This window comes from Parvularcula mediterranea (assembly GCF_013085255.1).
Taxonomy (GTDB): domain Bacteria; phylum Pseudomonadota; class Alphaproteobacteria; order Caulobacterales; family Parvularculaceae; genus Parvularcula; species Parvularcula mediterranea.
In genome coordinates this window covers 621,180-639,492 of sequence record NZ_JABFCX010000003.1, presented here as the reverse complement: position 1 = coordinate 639,492, position 18,313 = coordinate 621,180, and the positions used below count along the sequence as shown (strand labels likewise).

The window sequence follows — 18,313 nt, the reverse complement described above, 5'->3', positions numbered from 1 at the left end:
GAAGCAGGGACAGAACGCTTCGAGGCGGCATTGGCCGGGCAGGTGGATAGGGAAAGGAAAAGGCAGCTATGCCTCTGAACAAGAAAACTATTTCGGCCAGCCTGGCCGCTCTCGCCGTCGCACTTCCGGGTGCTTCGTTCGCACAGGACGACAGCGGCGACATGATCATCGTCACCGCCCAGAAGCGCGAACAGAACATCCAGGAAGTCCCTGTCGCGGTGAGCGTTGTCGATGCTCAGGCGATCGAGCGCACCGCTGCCGTCAACATCGAGAGCATCCAGTACCTCGTCCCTTCCGTCAGCTTCCGTAAGGGCACGACGTCGAAGAACTCGGCGCTGACTATCCGCGGTATCGGCACCATTTCCTTCTCCGGCGCCATTGAGCCTTCGGTTTCGACCGTCGTCGATGGCGTCGTCCTTGGCCGCTCCGGCCAGGCCTTCTCCGAGCTCTATGAAGTCGAGCAGCTCGAAGTCCTGCGCGGCCCGCAAGGCACGCTCTTTGGCAAGAACGCCTCGGCTGGTGTCGTCAGCATCACGACCAAGCGTCCCACCGATGAGTTCGAAGCCACCGTCCTCGCCGACTATTTCGAAGACAATGAATACCGCGTCCGCGGCCGCATTTCCGGCCCGCTGTCTGACACGGTCAAAGGCAGCCTGACGGTTGCCCAATCGGCTTTCGACGGCAATATCTTCAATGTTTACAACAATAAGAAGGTCAACGGCTACGACAAGATGGGCATCCGCGGGATGCTCCAGTTCGATCCGACCGACACGCTGTCGATCCTCGGCATCGTCGAGCACAACCGCTCTGAAGACGATTGCTGCGCCGACCTCGAAGTTCGCCCGAGCGGCCGCAACCCTGCTTCGGCAGCGGCTCCGAACGGTGCCTTCGACCTCGACCAGCGCCGCGTGGACCACGACTTCGAGACCTTCATGGTGGACGAGACCAACGCGTTCTCGGTGCAGGTCGACAAGGAGCTCCAGAACGGCATCCTCCTGACCTCGATCACGGCCTACCGCGAGTGGGAGAACGCCGAGGACCGCGAGGGTGACTTCACCTCGATCGGCGGCACGGCCAACACCCCTGTCTTCGGTGTGCCGTTCCAGCTCCACGACAATGGCGCGCTCGACACCAAGACCTTCACGCAGGAGTTTCGGATCACCTCGCCGGACGACCAGCGTCTCGACTATGTTCTCGGCCTCTTCTTCATGAACCTCGATCGCACGGCGACGTTCACGCGGAACGCAAGCTGCCAGAACAATGGCGGCCAGAACCAGCCGATTCTCGACGCCAACCCGGGGCTTGAGTGTAACGCCAACGACATCGTCTCCGCGACGTCGTTCACGGACAGCTCGGTCGAGAACATCGCAGCCTTCGGTCAGATCGGCTACGACCTCACCGAAGCCATCAACGCCTTCGTCGGCTTCCGGTATACGGACGATCAGACGAGCTTCACCCACACGCGCCGCAACAATGACGAATTCGGCCGTCAGGGTGTAGGCGTCCGTCCGGCAGCTCCGAACAGCCAGTTCAGCCAGGCTTCGGGCGGCTTCGACAACACCTTCACCGGTGAAGTCAGCGACACGGACTTCTCAGCCCGCATCGGCGCAACCCTCGACATCGGCGCCCTCGCAGGCGGCGGTAATCTGGGTACGGCGTATGCCAGCTTCAACCAGGGCTACAAGGGTCCGGGCTTCAACGTGTTCTACAATATGGGCACGAACGACCAGCTCCCGATCGACGCTGAGACCTCGGACAGCTTCGAGATCGGCTACAAGTATGTGACCGGCGATTTCGCTTTCGCCATCACGGCTTACCAGGCTGACATCGAGAACTTCCAGGCCAACAACTTCGACAACTCGACCGGCGTGACCATCACCAGGCTGACCAATGCCGGTGACGTTTCGACCGAAGGCGTCGAGATCGACGCATCGTGGAGCCCGTCGGACTGGCTGTCGCTGACCGCCGCTGTGGCGCTCAACGAAGCTGTCATCGAAGAGTTCAACTGCCCGGTTGATCCGGGTACGGGCCAGCCTCCGGCGAACTGTTCGGACCGCTCGGGCCTTGACCTCCTGTTCTCGCCGGACCTCAACTACACCCTCGGCGCGAACCTCAAACTGCCAATCAACGATGATACGGACTTCATCGGTAACCTGACCTTTGCTCGTGTGGACGACCAGCAGTCGCTGCTGCCGAACAATGATGGCACGGTGAACCCGGTTGGCCTCCTGCCAGGCTACGACCTGCTCGATGCGCAGGTCGGTGTCTCCTTCATGGAAGGTCAGTACACGGTGAGCCTGATCGCGAAGAATATCCTCGACGAGAGCTTCGTGACGACCTACTCCGGCGACGGCTTCCGCTACCAGATCCCGCGCGACGCAGACCGCCGCTTCGGCGTCCGCTTCACGGGCCGCTTCTAGGCCTCTGCGGACTTGACTGACGAGGGAAGGGGAGCTGCGGCTCCCCTTTCTTTTTGCGGCGCGACATGGGCGTGGGTGCAGGTTTACCGCTGGATGGCGCAAAATCCGCAGCGCGCAGGCACAATGAGACATCATTGTCACGCGCTGGATATGGGGGGTCCGGGGTACCCGGAAATATCCCGCTTGACCCTGCCGGTGTTGCAGGAATGATGAGCAGATCATGCATCGGCTGACCTTTTTCTCCTGCGCCTCCAGGCGCCTTGGCTGCGTCCGCGAGACGGGGGTGCTGACAAGCGGACAGGCGATGCTCCGTAGAATGAAGAGCGGACGATGACGAGGCGGATGGACGATCCCGAATGGTGGCGCGGCGCGGTGATCTATCAGATCTACCCGCGCAGCTTTCAGGACACCAAAGGCGATGGCGTAGGCGACCTGCGTGGCATCACGGAGCGGCTCTGCCACGTTGCCGACCTCGGCGTCGACGCGGTCTGGCTCTCGCCCTTCTTCCGCTCGCCGATGAAGGACTTCGGCTACGACGTCTCGGACTATCGCGACGTCGATCCGATGTTCGGTACGATGAAGGATTTCGATGCGCTAGTCGAAGAGGCGAACCGCCTCGACCTGCCGATCATCATCGACCAGGTTTATTCTCATACGTCTGACCAGCACGCGTGGTTCGCCGAGAGCGCCTCGTCACGCGATAATCCGAAGGCGGACTGGTACGTATGGGCAGACCCCAAGGCCGACGGCTCGCCGCCCAACAACTGGCAGTCGATCTTCGGTGGGCCTTCCTGGCGTTGGTCTTCTGGGCGGCAGCAATACTACCTCCACAATTTCCTTCCCTCACAGCCTGACCTCAACCTCCACAATGAGGAGCTGCAGGAAGAGATCCTCGATACGGTGAAGTTCTGGATCGAGCGCGGGGTAAAAGGCTTCAGGCTCGACGCACTTCACTGCTCGATGCACAATCGGAGCCTGGAGGATAACCCGCCAAGGCCCCGCCGCTGCAATGGCCCTGTGAGGCCCTATGACCTTCAGTGGCACACGAACGATCACGCCCAGCCGGAGATGCTGCCCTTCCTCGAGAAGTTCCGCCGCATGACCGATGCACACGGAGCAATCTTCTCCGTGGCAGAAGTCGGCGCGGACGACTCGCTCTCTGTGATGAAGGACTACACGGCAGAGGGCCGGCTTCAGTCAGCCTACAGCTTTGATTTCCTTTGGTCGCCTGAGCTGACCGCGGAGACGGTGCACGAAAAGGTCGGCGCCTGGCCCTCTTCGGGTGAAAAGCAATGGCCATCCTGGGCGTTTTCCAACCATGACGCCGTCCGCGCCGTTTCCCGCTGGAACCTGCCGGTTTCTGAGCAACAGCGTGCCAAGCTGTTTGCGCTGCTCCTGATGAGCCTGCGGGGCAATGTCTTCATCTATCAGGGCGAAGAGCTTGGCCTTCCGCAGGCGGACATTCCGTTCGAGAAGCTTCAGGATCCTGAAGCGATCGCGAACTGGCCCAATTCCCTTGGCCGTGACGGTGCGCGAACGCCCATGCCGTGGGAAGCACGCGCGCCGTTCGCGGGCTTCACGACCTCCGAGCCTTGGCTGCCCATCAACGGTCGGCACCAAGCACTGGCTGCAGATGGTCAGCGCGATGATCCAGGATCAGTTCTCAATTTTTACCGGGAACTCACATCCTATCGCTCTGGCTCGGACGTCCTGAAGCTTGGCACACTGACGTTCCTCGATGAAGGCCGCGAGACGGTTGCCTTTGACCGAACGCTGAACGGCGAGACCCTTCGGGCCATTTTCAACCTTTCCGCTTCGGAGCTGGCCTTCTCAGAAGCAGCCGCCGCGGAAAAACTCTTCACCGTCGGCGATGTTTCGAGCGACGGGGACTCCCTCATCATGGGCGCATTCAGCGGAGCTTTGTTGCGCCTCACGGAATAGATTATGACATCTCAAGACTTTGACTTCGGTTCCTTCGCTTATGGCTTTTGGCGGTATACGGAGGACCAGTTCGACCTTGCCTGCAAGATGGTGGAAGCGGCCCGTGAAGCGGGGATCGATCACCTCGATACGGCGGACATCTACGGCAACGAGAGCGGCATCGGCGCGGCCGAGCGCATGCTTGGCCGTATTGCTCGCGAAGCTCCCGCGCTCCTTGAAGGGGCGACTGTTGCCACCAAGGGCGGTATCGTTTTCGGCACCCCGTACAATTCGTCCAAAGAGTATCTGACCTCCGCAGTCGACAAGTCCCTGGGCCTGATGGGCGTTGAGCGGATCGACCTCTACTACATCCACCGACCCGACATGCTGACCCACCCAGCGGACCTTGCGGCGACGCTTGATGGTCTTGTCGAGGCAGGCAAGCTGAAGGCTGTGGCCGTCTCGAACTTCACGGCAGCGCAGATCGAAGGGCTTAAAGCCTACCTCAAGGCTCCTCTGATCGCGCACCAGATTGAGTTCTCCGCGCTCCATATCGCACCGATCACGGACGGAACTCTCGATCAGGCGATGCGGCATGATTTCGCCGTCCCGGTCTGGTCGCCTGTTGCGGGCGGGCAGGTCTTCTCCGGCGAGAGCGATCAGGCCCAGCGGGTGAGGGGCGCGATCGAAGCCATCGCCGCAAAGCTTGGGCGGTCGAGTATGGAAGTGGCGCTCTCGTTCGTGACGACCTTCCCGGCACGGACGGTCCCGATCCTCGGCACACGCAACCCCGAGCGTCTGCGTGAAGCAGTGCGGGCGAAGGACCTGATCCTGGACCGCTCCGACTGGTACGACATCTACGAAGCAGCGACCGGCGAGCAGCTCCCCTGAGCCCTCGCCGGGGAGCGCGTCAGTTCTGAGGCTTGGTGCGGTCGACGAAATGGACCGCGACGGCGCCAAGCAGCATGAAGACACCGCCAACCAGCAGCGCCAGTTCTGCCCTGCCACCCATGTAATCGCGCAGGATCGGGCCCATCGTGCCTGCCACGATGAGCTGCGGCAGCACGATGAAGAAGTTGAAGATGCCCATGAAGATGCCGAGCTGCTTCTGGGGCAAGGCATCGGAAAGCATCGTGTACGGCATGGTCAGGATGCTGGCCCAAGCCATACCCACCCCGACCATCGACAGGATGAGCCAGTTGGGGTCCCGGAAGAAAGCGAACGACGCGAGGCCCAACGCGCCCGCGACGAGGTTCACCGAATGAACCGTCCGCCTGCGGAGCCTCGTCGCCATCGGCGGCAGGATGAAGGCGTAGACCGCGGCGACGATGTTGTAGATCGCGAAGAGCCACCCGACCCAGTTCGCCCCCTCATTGTAGAGCGCCGATGTCGGATCGTCTGAGCCGAAGTGGAAGCTCGTCACGGCCGGCGTGGCGTAGATCCACATGAGGAACAGCGCTGACCAGCTGAAGAACTGAACGACCGCCAGCTGCCGCATCACCCGCGGCAGGGAGACGAGGCTGCCCATGATCGAGGAGAACGACCCCGTACCGCTTCCCTTCAGAAGCAGGGCGTTGATCAGGAAAAATGCACCGAGCACCGCGAAGAGCCCGGTGAGTACAAAGAACTGCTTGTCCGCACCGGTGGCTGCGACCGCCCAAAAGCCGAGCGCACCAATCGCTACCAAGGCGGCCCCTGAAGACATGAAGAAGCTCGGACGCTTGGCGTGGCCCGTCAGCTCGACCTCGTCACCGCCTATGCCGTCCGTTTCGAACCCGGCCATTTCCTCAGGCGAGTACTCCTTGGACGTCAGCACGGTCCAGCCGATCGTCAGCAGGAGGAAGAACGCACCGACGTAGAAGGCATACTTCACACTCTCCGGCACCACGCCCGCTTCGGCGGTGTTTGCGATGTCGAGGATCTCCGCGAAGAACCACGGGGCCAGTGAGGCGAGGAACGCGCCTGAGCCGATGAACACCGTCTGCATGGCAAAGCCCTGCGTCCGCTGGCGGCTCGGCAACTTGTCACCGACGAAGGCGCGGAAAGGCTCCATGCTGACATTGATGGCCGCGTCGAGGATCCACAGCATCGCAGCCGCGACCCACAGGAAGGGCGAGTTCGGCATCACCAACAGTGCCAGCGTCGCGACAATCGCACCGCCGAGGAAATAGGGTCGCCTGCGCCCGAGCGGCGTCCAGGTCTTGTCGCTGAAGTACCCAACGATCGGCTGCACAAGGAGGCCGGTGACGGGGCCAGCAATCCAGAGGATCGCGATCTGGTCGATCTCGGCACCGAGGGTCTGGAAGATACGGCTGACGTTCGCGCCCTGCAGGGCGAAGGCCATCTGGATCCCGAAGAACCCGAAGGACATGTTCCAGACCTGCCAGAAGCCGAGCGCCGGTTTGGGCCTGAGGCCCGCCGTGATCTCAGGCTCGATCGCCGTCGCTGTCTTGCTCATCCCTTGGCCTCCCGATGGCATCGTTGTCTTCCGCGCCACTTCCGGGCGCTGCCCGATAGCGGTGTCCGAAGAACTGCCCTGACGCCACGTGCCGGGAGGTGTTGCCTAGCACGAAATGCAGCTGTGCCGAGCCTGTTTGTGCTGCCCGGTCGCATCACCGGTCAGGCGCTGCTAAGCGGGCGAAAACGGAGGAACGCGCCATGAGCAGGATCATCATCGTCACCGGAGGAGTCGGCACCCTCGGCCGTGCGGTCTGCAAGGCGATCGAGGCGAAGGGTTGGGCGGCGGTTCCTGTCGACATCGCTGACCATGTCGAAGGCGGCCTCGGCGGTGTGGACCTGACGGACGAAGGCGCAGTGACGTCAGCCTACGCACGGATCGCGGCGACCCACGGGAGGCTGGACGGCGTGGCCAATATCGCGGGCGGCTTCATCTGGGAGACGATCGCCGACGGCAAGATCGAGAGCTTCGATCGCATGTACCAGATGAACCTGCGCTCCGCCGCCAACTCCTGCCGCGCCGCGCTAGAGCATCTGAGCGAGGGCGCGAGCGTTGTGAATGTCGGCGCTGCGGCTGCCGGTTCGGCAGGCCTTGGCATGGCTGCCTATGCCGCGTCCAAGGCCGGTGTCATGGCACTGACGAAGAGCCTGTCCGAAGAGCTCGCAGGCAAAGGCATCCGTGTGAATGCAGTGCTGCCCACGATCCTCGACACGCCTGCGAACCGCAAGGACATGCCCGACGCGGACACGTCCGAATGGGTGACGCCCGATGACGCCGCGTCGGTCGTCGCCTTCCTTCTGTCCGAGGAGGCCCATGCCGTCACGGGTGCTGCTGTCCGCCTTGCTATGGGACGGAAGGGCTAGACCCTCTCGAAGGTCGAAACGTCCGTTCTCAGATAAAGGACATCGCCTTTCCGGACGACATCGCCGGAGAGGCGCATCCTATCGGCGACGTAGGGCAGGACGTCTTGGCTTACGGGCGCGCCGCGCCTGTCGGTGATGATGAGAAGGCGCTCCTGCTCCCTGAGAGGCTTGACGTAGAAAGCGGGAGGCAGACCGCTCCTTATGCAGAGGGACGCGCACGCCTTGTGAACCTTGCCCGATGAGGGGCGCATGGCTCCGAACCAGCACTTGGTGTCTAGGATCTCGCCGCGAAGCTCTGCACTCCCAAGGGCTTCTTCTTCGGGCAGTGCCAGCTGGTCCGGCAGAGACCCGCTGGCTTGCGAAATCCATGCGCCGCTGTCCTCAGTCGCGATCATCAGATGCTCGCCGCGCCGGATGGCGCTGCCTCGGATGACCACTTCGCCATCCCTATACTGATTGATGCGGAGTTCTGGGGTGCACTTGTTGAGACACGAGAGGAAGGCAGTCTTGATCTTGCCGTCCGTGTCCCGGGTCCGCAGCGTTGGATAGGGAAGGGCGCTGGCGATCCCGCGCCACTCCTGAATGTCGCCCTGATCCCACGTACCCGGACCACCGCCGTCCTGTGCCCCGCCGATAAGCGCCGCTGCGCCGCCCGTTCCTGCGAGAAGCCCGAGGCCAGCCAGCATGAAAAAGCGCCGGTCAGCCTTCGGCGTCTCGGCAGACCAGCCGATGAAGAAGTCGTCCTTGTCACTCATAGCGCGTCCTCACCATGCAGGCTGACGGGTTCGGTTCGGGTGCCGGGTTCCTTCGGCTCTGAGTCCACAAAGACCATGCCGTCTTCGACCTTCACACTGTAGGTCGCGACTTTCTCCGAGAAAGGCTCAGGCGAGCGGCCATCCTCGAGGCGGTACTGAAACCCATGCCAGGGGCAGGTGACGCAGTCGTCGATCACCCGTCCTTCCCCAAGCGGCCCCCCCTGGTGGCGACAGACATTCGAGATCGCGGACAGCTTCCCCTTGTGGAGGAAGACGGCGATGCGCTCGCCTTTGGACGGCGTCACGATCCGTGCACGCCCCTCCTCGAAGGCGGAGACCTCGGCCACCTCGATAAACCGGCCAAGGTGCACGTCCGACGGTGTCGCGCTCTTGAACCCGGCGGCGATATGCAGGCCACTGACCCACAGGGCCGAGCTGCCGACAAGAACCGGATAGACGATGCTCGTCTGGTCCTGAACGAAGCCAAACATCACGTGGCCGACCAGCAAAGCGAAAGCGACGTACACCAGCATGTGCAGTGCTTTCCATAGCCCTGGCCCGAGGTGGGCGTTCCAGAAGTCATGGCTCGTCGCGGCCATGAGGAAAAGGATGAAAAACGCGGCGACGCCTAGGCTCTCGAACGGGAAGCCTTGGAGCGAGCTGTACCGCGGGTTCGAGGCCAGCAGCGAAACGAAGACGTTCGTCTCGCTGAAGCCGTGATACCATATCACCACCAGCGCTGCGTGGAGAAGAGCGATGATAAATGTCGCCACACCGACATGCCTGCGGTTGTAGAGGAACGGCTTCATCCGGTCGGTGAACCGCGCGAGCGGGCCGATCGACAGAATGAAGGTCAGCATAAGGAAGGAGAGGCTGCCCGTCGCTGCAATCGCGATCTGCACCGGGTGCAGGCTCTCGCCGTCCGGTTGTCCGCCTGCGGTGAAAACGAAGAACAGGACGAGGTAAGTGGCGACACCTAACAGAAGGAACAGGTCGTACCGTTTCTTGAACGGCGTCCACTGGATGGCCTTATAATCATGCGCCATGGTCAGCGGCCCTCCGTCAGAAAGGCTGGGAGGTTTTCGCTGCTTCCGGATCCCTCACCGGGCTTCACCATCAGTGCGCCAGCAATCGTGACAGCCATGACGGGCGCGAGGATGACCCAAACGAAGCGGTGGCGGTTCATCTGTCCACGTTTCATCGGACGGGTGGCCCTTTCCAGAAAATCGTGCGGTAAAGCATCATCGGCCAGAGAAGCATCACACCCGGGATGAGAATGATCTTCACCCAGACCTTCGCCTTGGCAGCGTCAGGATCTATGCGCCCAACGATCAGCGAGACGTAGAGAAGGGCAAAGAGAAGCCCCACTCCGAGGTAGATCCCGATCACGCCCCAAATCTGCGCAGCAAGGTCCGTGCTCATCGCATCCTCCCGACCGAGGGCATGTAGATGCCCGTCAGGTCCGCAATATCTTCCTTGAACGTGGCCAGATCATCCTTGCCGAAACCGCTCAGGCTCCGGTGGCCGCAGGCGCGGGCGAGGACTTTCATCAGCTCGGTGGAGGCTTCGAAGAAGTTCGCCAGTCTCCGCGCTGATTTCTCGACCACGAGGCGGTTGGTGAGCTCCGGCTTCTGGCTGGCGATCCCGACCGGGCAATTGTCCGTGTGGCAGGCGCGCATGGCGATGCAACCGATGGCCTGCATAGCCGAGTTCGATAGCGCCACCGCGTCCGCACCTAGTGCCAGTGCCTTGACGAAGTCCTCAGGCTTGCGGAGCCCGCCTGTGATCACGAGCGAAACGTCTGACGCACCCTGACGATCAAGATGCGCCCTCGCGACTGCAAGCGCAGGGATCGTCGGGATGGAGATGTTGTCCCTGAAGAGGAGGGGCGCTGCGCCGGTGCCGCCGCCCCGGCCGTCGAGGATGATGTAGTCGACCCCGACCTCGAGCGCGGCGTCGATATCCTTTTCGATGTGTTGCGCCGAGAGCTTGTAGCCAATGGGGATGCCGCCTGTCCGCGTGCGGACTTCCTCGGCGAAATCGCGGATCTGACTGACCTCGGTCCATTCCGGGAAGCGCGCGGGCGAGATGGCTGGCGTGCCCTCTGGCAAGCCGCGGGTCTCGGCGATCTTGCCGACGACCTTGTTGCCGGTGAGGTGCCCGCCCGTGCCGGTCTTCGCCCCTTGCCCACCCTTGAAGTGGAAGGCCTGGCAGCGCTCGACCTTGTCCCAGGAGAAACCGAAGCGTGCCGATGCCAGCTCGTAGAAGTAGCGGCTGTTGGAAGACTGCTCCTCTCCAAGCATCCCCCCTTCGCCAGAGCAGATGCCCGTCCCGGCAAGCTCTGCTCCGCGGGCCAGTGCGAGCTTCGCAGGTTCGGACAGGGCACCAAAGCTCATGTCGGAAACAAAGAGCGGTATGCTGAGCGTCAGCGGCTTCTTCGCCCTCGGCCCGATCACCGTTTCGGTCGAGACAGGCTCACCATCAAGCAGCGGCATGCGGTGAAGCTGGGCCGTCAGGATTTGTATGTCTTCCCACTTCGGAAGCTCTGCCCTCGGAACGCCCATCGCATCGATAGGGCCGTGATGGCCAACCTTCTTGAGGCCATCGCGCGCGAGGGACTGGATGAAAGCGTTCTCGGGCTCTTCATCCGTGCCGTGAGAAGTGTCCTGGTACTGACCAAGATACTGTTCCCGGTCAAAGGGCTGGGGATTGTCCTTGTGCCAGGCGGCGATCTCGTCGGCATCGACATAGACATGGCCGCTCTTCACCCAGGAGGTGAACTTATGCAGCACTTCGGAATTGTCGTACTCGGACACACCGGTATCGACGCGGTAGTCCCAATTGTGCACCCCGCAGATCAGGTTGTCGTTCTCATCCACGAAACCGTCAGCCATCAGAGCGCCGCGATGCAGGCACCGGCCGTAGAGGACCGAGACCTCCTTGTCATAGCGGGTCACGACCAGGTCGACATTCTCCACGAGGGCGTGGACAGGCTTCCTGTCTTCGAGCTGCTTGAAACGCGCAACGGATACTTTTCTCACGACAGGTCTGCCCTTCTGTCTCGTCTTTGGAAGAGTGTGCCTGCCCCAAGCTCCAAGTCAAACGCAGCCCGCAGCGTTCAGAAAATCTATCCTTGTGAATGGAGGCAGCGTCTTTTCGTAACTTCCCCGGTGATCTGGCGAACAGGTGGATGAGACATTCTACGAGGAAGATCATGCAAGCTGAGATCACTGCCGATGCAACCGTTGCTACTACGTCCAAGAGCATTCTGAGCCGCGTGAAGAGCTTCGTCCCTGTCGGGATTGCGCTTTTCACCTCCGCCATTTTTCTGGACTCGCTGCGCTACAAGTTCACCAACCATCCGAATACGCAGGAAATCTTCGGCCGCCTCGACGGCTGGGCTGCGAGTTTCGGTGCCGAGGGCCTCTTCGCCCAGACCGGCCTCTTCAGCCAGTACACGATCGGCACCGCCGAGCTCATCGCTTCGAGCCTCCTGCTGATCGGCTTGCTGCCGCAGTCCCGCAGGCTTCAGGCTCTCGGTTCCGCCGTTGCTGTCGCCGTGATGACAGGCGCCATCAGCTTCCACCTGTTCACGCCGCTCGGTATTGATCCGAACAATGACGGTGGCGGCCTGTTCGTCGCTGCGGTGATCGTCTGGACGCTCTCGGTGACCATGCTGATACTGCGCCGGAAAGAAGTCGCAGCCATCGCCCAAGGCGTTGCAAAGGTCCTTGTCCCGGCTCGCTAGAGCCTGACATCCCCGACCGGCTCGCCTGAGAGCCGGTCAGCCTCCCAGTGCTGCATCCTGACCCCGTGTGTCCCCGCGGTGATCAGGGTGCAGCTCTTCGTGTGGGAGTAAGACCGCTCCATCAGCACCGCTTCCTCCGCGTCGAGAGGACCGCGTTCAGTAAGGAGTAGGGGAAGGCCTTCGGGCGTCAGAGCAGCGCCATCGTGCAGCCATTGGCTGAACACCGCACGCCGGGCTGCTTTCACATCGTCCTGACGGAGTGATGAGGACGTCGTCATCAGCCACTCATCAGCAAGCAGATGGTTCTCGGTCAGCGTCTGCCCGTCCCAGAAAAACTCCGTCACCTCGCCGCCCCAGCCGATCCAAAGGCGGAAGGAGCGGGTATGCGAGAGGTCCATCTCGCGCAGGGCCTTCACCGGCGAGCGCTCGGCCAGGATCTCAGGGATCAGTCGCCCACGGGTCTTCGGCTTGGTCACGTGGCCCTCGGAGCCATCGTCGAGATAGCCGTTGAGAATGGCGGCCCACGTTCCATCGGCCCGCGCGCCGATCCACGTGCCCCCGGCATCGGGATCGAACGGGGCGAGCATCGGCACGTCAGGCCAGAGGCGAGGGGGCTCGCCTTCCGCGCGGGTTTTCGCCTCGTCGCGGTTCATGGCAACGCGCCAGCCTTCGGCCGTGTGCTTGGCAACGAGGGTACACATCAGAAAATCAGGCGTTCACAGTCTCAGCCATGCGATACGCAGAGCCAATCTCGGCTTCCTTCGTATCGGTCAGGACCAGGCCCCGCTGGTGCAGGTCAATCATATGTCCGAGGACGGAGTGACAGGCCGCCGGGTAAAGGCTGGGATCCACATCGGTGTAGACCGTGCGGACGATGTCGACGATCTTCTCGTCGCCAGCTTCGATGGCTGAGAGGATGGCGCGCTCACGCCGGAGGCGATGCTGGATATAGGCCTCGATAAAGCCGTCCGTGTCCTCTGAAATCGGCGCGCCGTGGGTGGGGTAGATCGTGGCGAAGCCACGCTTCTGGACCTTCCGCAAGCTGTCGATATAGGCGGTCATGTTCCCGTCAGGCGGTGAGACGACGGAGGTCGACCAGCCCATGATATGGTCGCCTGAGAAGATCGCGTTCTCCTCGCGAAGGGCATAGCAGACATGGTTCGACGTATGCCCTGGCGTCTCAATCGCCTCGATCGTCCATCCGGGCCCTGAACAGGTCCAGCCGTCGCCAATCGTCACGTCAGGCCTGAACCGCAGGTCATCGCCAGCTTCGAGCCGCACGCCGCTGTCCGTCGGCACGGCGGGGCCCTTCGCGTGGGTCTTGCAGCCTGCGTATTCCGCAAGCGGAGCAGCAAGGGGCGAGTGGTCCATATGCGAGTGCGTCACCAGAACGTGGGTGATCGTCTCCCCGTCAAGGATTGCCTTGATCGCATCGAAATGCTCTTCAAGCTCCGGGCCCGGATCAATGACGGCGACTTCGCCCCGGCCAATGATATAGACCCCGGTCCCTGTGTAGGTGAAGGAGCCAGGGTTCCGGGCGATCACCCGCCTGATGAGCGGGGAGATCTGGTCGACGCGACCATATTCGAACGCAATGTCCTTAACGTAGGGGATACTCATGGTCAGATGGCGGCCTCGACAAGGTCGGTTGGTCGTTGGGACGGAGCGGGGCGCAAGGACCCGGTATCGGCGTCCGGGCGCAGGGCGCGCTCGCCCATGATGAAGTCTTCGAGCGCCTCGGCCATGAGCCGCGTGGCGAGCATCTTGTCAGCCATCGGCAGGGCGAGGGGAGGGCCCATGTCGGTCTTGTTGGCATCGACGATGAACAGCTTGCCGCTCGTCCGGTCACGGAGGACATCGAGTCCTCCTGCGTCGAGCTTGATGGTCTTTGCAAAAACGCCGATCGCCTCCTGCTCCTCTTGAGAGAAGACAGCGTCGAGGCTCGTAAGCTCCACCTCGTCATTGGAGTTCAGGAATCGTCCGTCCTCGGATCGGCGCTTCTTGAAGACGAGCACAGGCTCACCGCCAACGATGGTGGTGCGCAGGTCTTCGACCATGCCTTCGCCGGTGCGGTTGTCGATCAGGCGCTGGTAGACGAAGCCCTTGGTCGGCGCGACGGGGCCTTCGACCATGCGGCCGTCATGGGCGCCGTTGATCTCGGACTTCATGACCATCTTGCCGTGATAGGTCCGCGGGTCGACCGTCAGGCTTTCGCCAAACGCGATCTCGCTGATGCGACCCACGGTCGTCTTGGAGACGTCCGTGCACTGCGCATTGATGGCGATCTTGTTGGCAGGCACCACGGTCGGTTTGGTGAAGGTCGCGTCTTCGAAGGACCAGACGATCTCAGCTTCGGCCGGATTCTCCACAAGCTCCGCGCCGAGATGGTCGACGATCGAGCGGGCGAAGTACCAGGGGCGTGCACGCTTGGGCGTGAAACAGATCTTCAGCTTCTCCCGACGCAGGGTCGGTGCCCGGCGCAGGGTGCGGTCGAACTCGATCCAACGGTAGATGTCCTTCAGGCCACTAGGATCGAGCGGCACGCGGTGCCCTGTTTCCCTGTGCTGAAGTCCACGGCTCGTGAGCCGTACGTCGGCCAGCCAGCCGGTCATGCTTTCGATTCTGCTCAGCGTCATTGTCTCAAACCCTGTTGCCGAAACGATGTTCGTCCTTCCCCACCGTCAGTGTTACACCGAATGATGCGTATTCCTACCGGGGACACCCCAGATCGGTGTGTTCTTTCAGAAAAACGGCAGCAGAGAGGCTGAGATTCGATGGATGCAGGGGCGCTGACCGAGGCGAGCCAGGCGATGCAGGGGCATCTCTGGGCGGTCTATCTCGGCATTTTCTTCGGGCCCTTCGTGCAGGAGGACGCCGCCGTGATCGGCGGTGCCTCGCTGGCAGCGGCAGGGATGGTCGGCCAGCCTTTAGCTGTCCTCATCGTCCTTCTTGCCGGGCTGAGCGTCAGCGATCTCTGGAAGTACTGGATCGGCGCCGCGGCCCGCACCCACCCCTGGGCGAGGAAGCAGGCCGAAGGGCCGAGGGTCAGGAAGGCTGGCGAGCTCTGCCGCAACCGCCTTGGCCAGGCAGTCTTCGTGGCGCGTTTTGTGCCGGGTACGAGGATCGCGCTCTATATTGCCGCCGGCTACTTCAAGGCGCCGTTTCCGCGCTTTGCCGTGTTCATCGTGGCGAGCGCCATTCTGCTGATCGGCGCGGTTTATCTGCTTCTGAAGCTCTTGGGGGAGCTGATTGGCGACAGGGCGATCTTCATTGTCTCGCTCGGGATGCTGTCGGTCCTCGCCGTCTTCATCCTCGCCAAAGTCATCGCCTCGCGGCTCTCGCGCCGGAAGACCGCCGCCTAGAAGTGCGCTTCGAGGAATTCGAGGAAGGCTGGCCAGTCTTCTTCGACCACCCCGTGGGTGCCCGGGCGCATCCAGAAGCTCAGCGGGTGCTGAGGCTGGTACGCATCTAGGCGCTCCAACGTAATCGGCCCTTCGCCGTAGAGCCGGTAGACAGGCTCTGCGCCCTGCGCCGCCTTGAACCCGCCATTAGGGTCCGACCAGACATCCCGCCGCGCATTGCCGAGCAGCACAGGCCTGGGCGCCACAAGAGCGATCAAATGGTGCTGGTCGTAGGTGAGGCGCTCTTCCTCACCCGCGAAGGCAGCATAACGGGGAGCGAACCAGTGGGGGTAGTTCTTCGTGATGGACCCGACGCTCTCACCGACCTTCTGGCGGTTGAGCGACGCACCGCCTGTGCCCGACTGGTGAGCGATCACTCCGGCGATCCGCTCGTCAAAGGCTCCGGCGACCAACGCAGCCTTACCGTAGCGGGAGTGGCCATAGGCGATCAGGCGATCCTCATCGAACCGTTCTTCAGCGCCAAGCACGTCGACCATCCGGGAGAAGACCCAGCCCCAAGCGCCAATCGCACCCCAGCGGTCATCTTCGCCGACCATTCCCGGTGCCAGCCTGTCGAGCGCCGCGAGGCCAGCGTCGCCGCTGTCCGGCACGACCTGCGTGGAATTGACGACCGCGAGGGCGAAGCCTGCCTCCATGATCATCTCGAGCGGAGGCGTGCAGATGTATCGCCCGAAAACGTAGGTGATGATCCCCGGCGCTTCGCCGCTCTCCCTGTCCTCAGGCGCGGAGGCTTGAGGGTGGGGAAGCGCCGCCCAACTCGGGCAGAACGTCTCCGTCATAATGACAGGAAACGGGCCTTCGCCCTGCGGGCTCAACACAGCGATCATCAGCGGTGAGGGCGGGGAGGCAGGACCTCCGTCGAAGACCGGTGTCACGCGGACATCGAACTCTTCATACACGCCGATGCCGTCAAACGCCGCCTCATCGATGACCTTGTGGCTGATCAGCTCCACCCGGGCGTCATCCGGCATCCGGCCGTAGATCTCGGTTTCGAGCGTCGCGCGGATCTCAGGTTTCTTCGCCTCCCAAGCAGCAACACTCTCGGCCGCGATGGCCGGCTCCGCCTCGAGGCCACGAGGCTTGTCGGGCGCCCAGGCGAGGGTCATCCGCACGCAGCCGGACAGGCTGAGGGTCAGGAGGAGGGCTGTCAGGGGCAGCCACGGGAAGCTGTCAGTCTTGATACGCATGGACACTCGGTGATGCTTCTCTTCTTTGTAGGGGAGATGCGCCGCGCAATGGAACTGGCAAGCACCGCTCTCCCGCTTGACCTGTTCGGCGACAGCTGTCCCCAGGTTGCGGCGACCGCGCTCTCCAGCAATTGCAAGGCGCAGCCGCAACGCCTAAGCGGCGCGCTGCCCAAACAAGGTGGCCGCCATGCGTCTTTCGAACTTCTATCTTCCGACCCTGAAAGAAACCCCCGGCGAGGCCCAGATCGCCTCGCACCGCTTCATGCTCCGCTCGGGCATGATCCGGCAGCAGGCCGCAGGCATCTACGCATGGCTGCCCCTCGGGATGCGTGTGCTGACGAAGATCGAGAACATCGTCCGCGAGGAACAGAACCGCGCGGGCGCCGTCGAGCTCCTCATGCCAACGATCCAGCCGGGCAGCCTGTGGGAAGAATCGGGACGCTTCGACGCCTATGGCCCCGAAATGCTGCGCATAAAGGACCGACACGGCCGGGACATGCTCTATGGTCCGACCAATGAGGAAATGATCACGGAAATCGTCCGTGCATCGACCAAATCCTACAAGCAGCTCCCCAAGATGCTCTACCACATCCAGTGGAAGTTCCGGGACGAGCTCCGCCCCCGCTTTGGTGTGATGCGCGGGCGCGAGTTCCTGATGAAGGACACCTACAGCTTTGACGCATCTCCTGAGGACGCGCGCAAAAGCTACCTCAAGATGTTCGCTGCCTACCTTCGCACGTTCAAGCGCATGGGCCTCGAGACCGTGCCGGTGAAGGCTGACCCCGGGCCCATCGGCGGCGATCTCACCCACGAATTCGTGGTGCTCGCGGAGAATGGCGAGAGCGACGTCTTCCTCGACAAGGACCTGCTCGGCCGCACTGTTCCTGACGCGTCGACCGACTTCTCTGGCGATCTCGAGCCTGTCTTCAAGGAGTGGACGTCTCTCTATGCGGGTACGGACGAAGTCCACGACGAAGCGGCCTGGGCAGAGGTCCCTGAAGACCGCAAGCTCTCTCTCCGCGGGATCGAGGTCGGCCACATCTTCTATTTCGGTACGAAATACTCCGAGCCGATGCGCGCCAGGGTCCAGACCGCTGACGGCAAGGAAGTGGATATGGAGATGGGCTCTTACGGGATTGGCGTGTCACGCCTCCTCGGTGCACTGATCGAAGCCCACCATGATGATGACGGCCCGAAATGGCCTGTCTCCGTCGCGCCATTCCATGTCGGCCTCATCAATCTCAAGCCCGGTGACGAAGCGGCTGACCAGCTTTGCGAGAAGCTGGAGGCGGCCTTTGAGAAGGCGGGTGTCGAGGTCCTCTATGATGATACCTCAGACCGCGCGGGCGAGAAATTTGCCCGCATGGACCTTTGCGGCTTGCCTCACGTTGTCACGGTTGGTCCGCGGGGAATCAAGGCTGGGGAGGTCGAATGGAAGAACCGCGGAAGCGGTGAAAAGAGCGGCCTGCCCATCGAAGGCGCTGCAGAAAAAATAATTGCCGAGGTGCAAAATAAGCTGGCTACGCTCTCGGCTTAGCCT

17 protein-coding genes are annotated in these 18,313 nt (G+C 62.3%); 7 read left to right on the top strand and 10 right to left on the bottom strand.

Going from position 1 to position 18,313, the window contains the following annotated elements:
* Positions 1–68 precede the first annotated feature (68 nt).
* From HK107_RS11900 to HK107_RS11890, 3 genes are all read left to right on the top strand, one after another.
* The gene (locus tag HK107_RS11900) at positions 69–2,420 is read left to right on the top strand and encodes a TonB-dependent receptor (RefSeq protein ID WP_173200053.1); all 2,352 of its coding nucleotides are present in this window, start codon (positions 69–71) and stop codon (positions 2,418–2,420) included.
* Positions 2,421–2,750: 330 nt separating this feature from the next.
* Entirely contained in the window at positions 2,751–4,361 is a 1,611-nt protein-coding gene (locus HK107_RS11895; protein ID WP_173200051.1) for an alpha-glucosidase, read from the top strand.
* Positions 4,362–4,364: 3 nt separating this feature from the next.
* Positions 4,365–5,231: an aldo/keto reductase gene (locus tag HK107_RS11890; RefSeq protein ID WP_173200048.1), complete on the top strand. Its 867-nt coding sequence runs from the start codon at positions 4,365–4,367 to the stop codon at positions 5,229–5,231.
* 19 nt (positions 5,232–5,250) lie between these two features.
* Here the strand turns inward: HK107_RS11890 and HK107_RS11885 are convergent, their stop codons facing one another.
* On the bottom strand, positions 5,251–6,798 hold the full coding sequence (locus HK107_RS11885; RefSeq protein ID WP_173200046.1) for an MFS transporter: 1,548 nt from the start codon (positions 6,796–6,798) through the stop codon (positions 5,251–5,253).
* Between the two features lie 200 nt (positions 6,799–6,998).
* On the opposite strand from HK107_RS11885, the gene HK107_RS11880 reads away from it, so the two are divergent.
* On the top strand, positions 6,999–7,661 hold the full coding sequence (locus HK107_RS11880; RefSeq protein ID WP_173200044.1) for an SDR family oxidoreductase: 663 nt from the start codon (positions 6,999–7,001) through the stop codon (positions 7,659–7,661).
* Here HK107_RS11880 and HK107_RS11875 read toward each other — a convergent pair.
* From HK107_RS11875 to HK107_RS15715, 5 genes are read right to left on the bottom strand one after another with little or no spacing between them, the layout of a single operon-like run.
* Complete coding sequence (locus HK107_RS11875) at positions 7,658–8,416, bottom strand: hypothetical protein (protein ID WP_173200042.1); 759 nt, start codon at positions 8,414–8,416, stop codon at positions 7,658–7,660. The genes HK107_RS11880 and HK107_RS11875 overlap by 4 nt on opposite strands.
* A complete protein-coding gene (locus HK107_RS11870) occupies positions 8,413–9,462 on the bottom strand; it encodes a ferric reductase-like transmembrane domain-containing protein (protein ID WP_173200040.1) in 1,050 nt (349 codons plus the stop codon). The genes HK107_RS11875 and HK107_RS11870 overlap by 4 nt, the downstream gene beginning before the upstream one ends.
* Before the next feature lie 2 nt (positions 9,463–9,464).
* Positions 9,465–9,602 carry a hypothetical protein gene (locus HK107_RS11865; RefSeq protein ID WP_173200039.1) on the bottom strand — a complete coding sequence of 46 codons (138 nt, stop codon included), beginning with the start codon at positions 9,600–9,602 and terminating at the stop codon, positions 9,465–9,467.
* Between the two features lie 11 nt (positions 9,603–9,613).
* Positions 9,614–9,838 (bottom strand): hypothetical protein, encoded by a 225-nt coding sequence (locus HK107_RS11860; protein ID WP_173200037.1) that lies wholly within the window; start codon positions 9,836–9,838, stop codon positions 9,614–9,616.
* Positions 9,835–11,457, bottom strand: a complete 1,623-nt coding sequence (locus tag HK107_RS15715; RefSeq protein WP_173200035.1) for a glutamate synthase-related protein — start codon at positions 11,455–11,457, stop codon at positions 9,835–9,837. The genes HK107_RS11860 and HK107_RS15715 overlap by 4 nt, the downstream gene beginning before the upstream one ends.
* 173 nt (positions 11,458–11,630) lie before the next feature.
* Here HK107_RS15715 and HK107_RS11850 point away from each other — a divergent pair, with 173 nt between their 5' ends.
* The gene (locus tag HK107_RS11850; protein WP_198912399.1) at positions 11,631–12,164 is read left to right on the top strand and encodes a hypothetical protein; all 534 of its coding nucleotides are present in this window, start codon (positions 11,631–11,633) and stop codon (positions 12,162–12,164) included.
* On the opposite strand, the gene HK107_RS11845 is transcribed toward HK107_RS11850, so the two are convergent.
* The 3 genes from HK107_RS11845 to HK107_RS11835 are packed head-to-tail and all read right to left on the bottom strand — an operon-like array spanning position 12,161 to position 14,800.
* Entirely contained in the window at positions 12,161–12,865 is a 705-nt protein-coding gene (locus HK107_RS11845; RefSeq protein WP_173200033.1) for an NRDE family protein, read from the bottom strand. The genes HK107_RS11850 and HK107_RS11845 overlap by 4 nt on opposite strands.
* A gap of 7 nt (positions 12,866–12,872) precedes the next feature.
* Positions 12,873–13,784, bottom strand: a complete 912-nt coding sequence (locus tag HK107_RS11840) for an MBL fold metallo-hydrolase (protein ID WP_173200031.1) — start codon at positions 13,782–13,784, stop codon at positions 12,873–12,875.
* 2 nt (positions 13,785–13,786) lie between these two features.
* A complete protein-coding gene (locus tag HK107_RS11835; protein WP_173200029.1) occupies positions 13,787–14,800 on the bottom strand; it encodes an ATP-grasp domain-containing protein in 1,014 nt (337 codons plus the stop codon).
* 138 nt (positions 14,801–14,938) lie between these two features.
* Between HK107_RS11835 and HK107_RS11830 the strand changes: the two genes are divergently transcribed.
* Positions 14,939–15,526, top strand: a complete 588-nt coding sequence (locus HK107_RS11830) for a DedA family protein (RefSeq protein WP_173200027.1) — start codon at positions 14,939–14,941, stop codon at positions 15,524–15,526.
* Here HK107_RS11830 and HK107_RS11825 read toward each other — a convergent pair.
* Entirely contained in the window at positions 15,523–16,773 is a 1,251-nt protein-coding gene (locus HK107_RS11825; RefSeq protein WP_173200025.1) for a glucuronyl esterase domain-containing protein, read from the bottom strand. The two genes, HK107_RS11830 and HK107_RS11825, sit on opposite strands and share 4 nt — an antisense overlap.
* Before the next feature lie 187 nt (positions 16,774–16,960).
* Between HK107_RS11825 and proS the strand changes: the two genes are divergently transcribed.
* Positions 16,961–18,310, top strand: a complete 1,350-nt coding sequence (gene proS, locus HK107_RS11820) for a proline--tRNA ligase (protein ID WP_173200023.1) — start codon at positions 16,961–16,963, stop codon at positions 18,308–18,310.
* The last annotated feature ends 3 nt before the right edge of the window (positions 18,311–18,313 follow it).

Coding starts and splice junctions, on each gene's coding strand:
- HK107_RS11880 (WP_173200044.1), top strand. CDS start 6,999: ATGAGCAGGATCATCATCGTCACCGGAGGAGTCGGCACCCTCGGCCGT.
- HK107_RS11845 (WP_173200033.1), bottom strand. CDS start 12,865: ATGTGTACCCTCGTTGCCAAGCACACGGCCGAAGGCTGGCGCGTTGCC.
- HK107_RS11875 (WP_173200042.1), bottom strand. CDS start 8,416: ATGAGTGACAAGGACGACTTCTTCATCGGCTGGTCTGCCGAGACGCCG.
- HK107_RS11870 (WP_173200040.1), bottom strand. CDS start 9,462: ATGGCGCATGATTATAAGGCCATCCAGTGGACGCCGTTCAAGAAACGG.
- HK107_RS11850 (WP_198912399.1), top strand. CDS start 11,631: ATGCAAGCTGAGATCACTGCCGATGCAACCGTTGCTACTACGTCCAAG.
- HK107_RS11865 (WP_173200039.1), bottom strand. CDS start 9,602: ATGAACCGCCACCGCTTCGTTTGGGTCATCCTCGCGCCCGTCATGGCT.
- HK107_RS11840 (WP_173200031.1), bottom strand. CDS start 13,784: ATGAGTATCCCCTACGTTAAGGACATTGCGTTCGAATATGGTCGCGTC.
- HK107_RS11900 (WP_173200053.1), top strand. CDS start 69: ATGCCTCTGAACAAGAAAACTATTTCGGCCAGCCTGGCCGCTCTCGCC.
- HK107_RS11860 (WP_173200037.1), bottom strand. CDS start 9,838: ATGAGCACGGACCTTGCTGCGCAGATTTGGGGCGTGATCGGGATCTAC.
- proS (WP_173200023.1), top strand. CDS start 16,961: ATGCGTCTTTCGAACTTCTATCTTCCGACCCTGAAAGAAACCCCCGGC.
- HK107_RS11825 (WP_173200025.1), bottom strand. CDS start 16,773: ATGCGTATCAAGACTGACAGCTTCCCGTGGCTGCCCCTGACAGCCCTC.
- HK107_RS11890 (WP_173200048.1), top strand. CDS start 4,365: ATGACATCTCAAGACTTTGACTTCGGTTCCTTCGCTTATGGCTTTTGG.
- HK107_RS11885 (WP_173200046.1), bottom strand. CDS start 6,798: ATGAGCAAGACAGCGACGGCGATCGAGCCTGAGATCACGGCGGGCCTC.
- HK107_RS11830 (WP_173200027.1), top strand. CDS start 14,939: ATGGATGCAGGGGCGCTGACCGAGGCGAGCCAGGCGATGCAGGGGCAT.
- HK107_RS11895 (WP_173200051.1), top strand. CDS start 2,751: ATGACGAGGCGGATGGACGATCCCGAATGGTGGCGCGGCGCGGTGATC.
- HK107_RS11835 (WP_173200029.1), bottom strand. CDS start 14,800: ATGACGCTGAGCAGAATCGAAAGCATGACCGGCTGGCTGGCCGACGTA.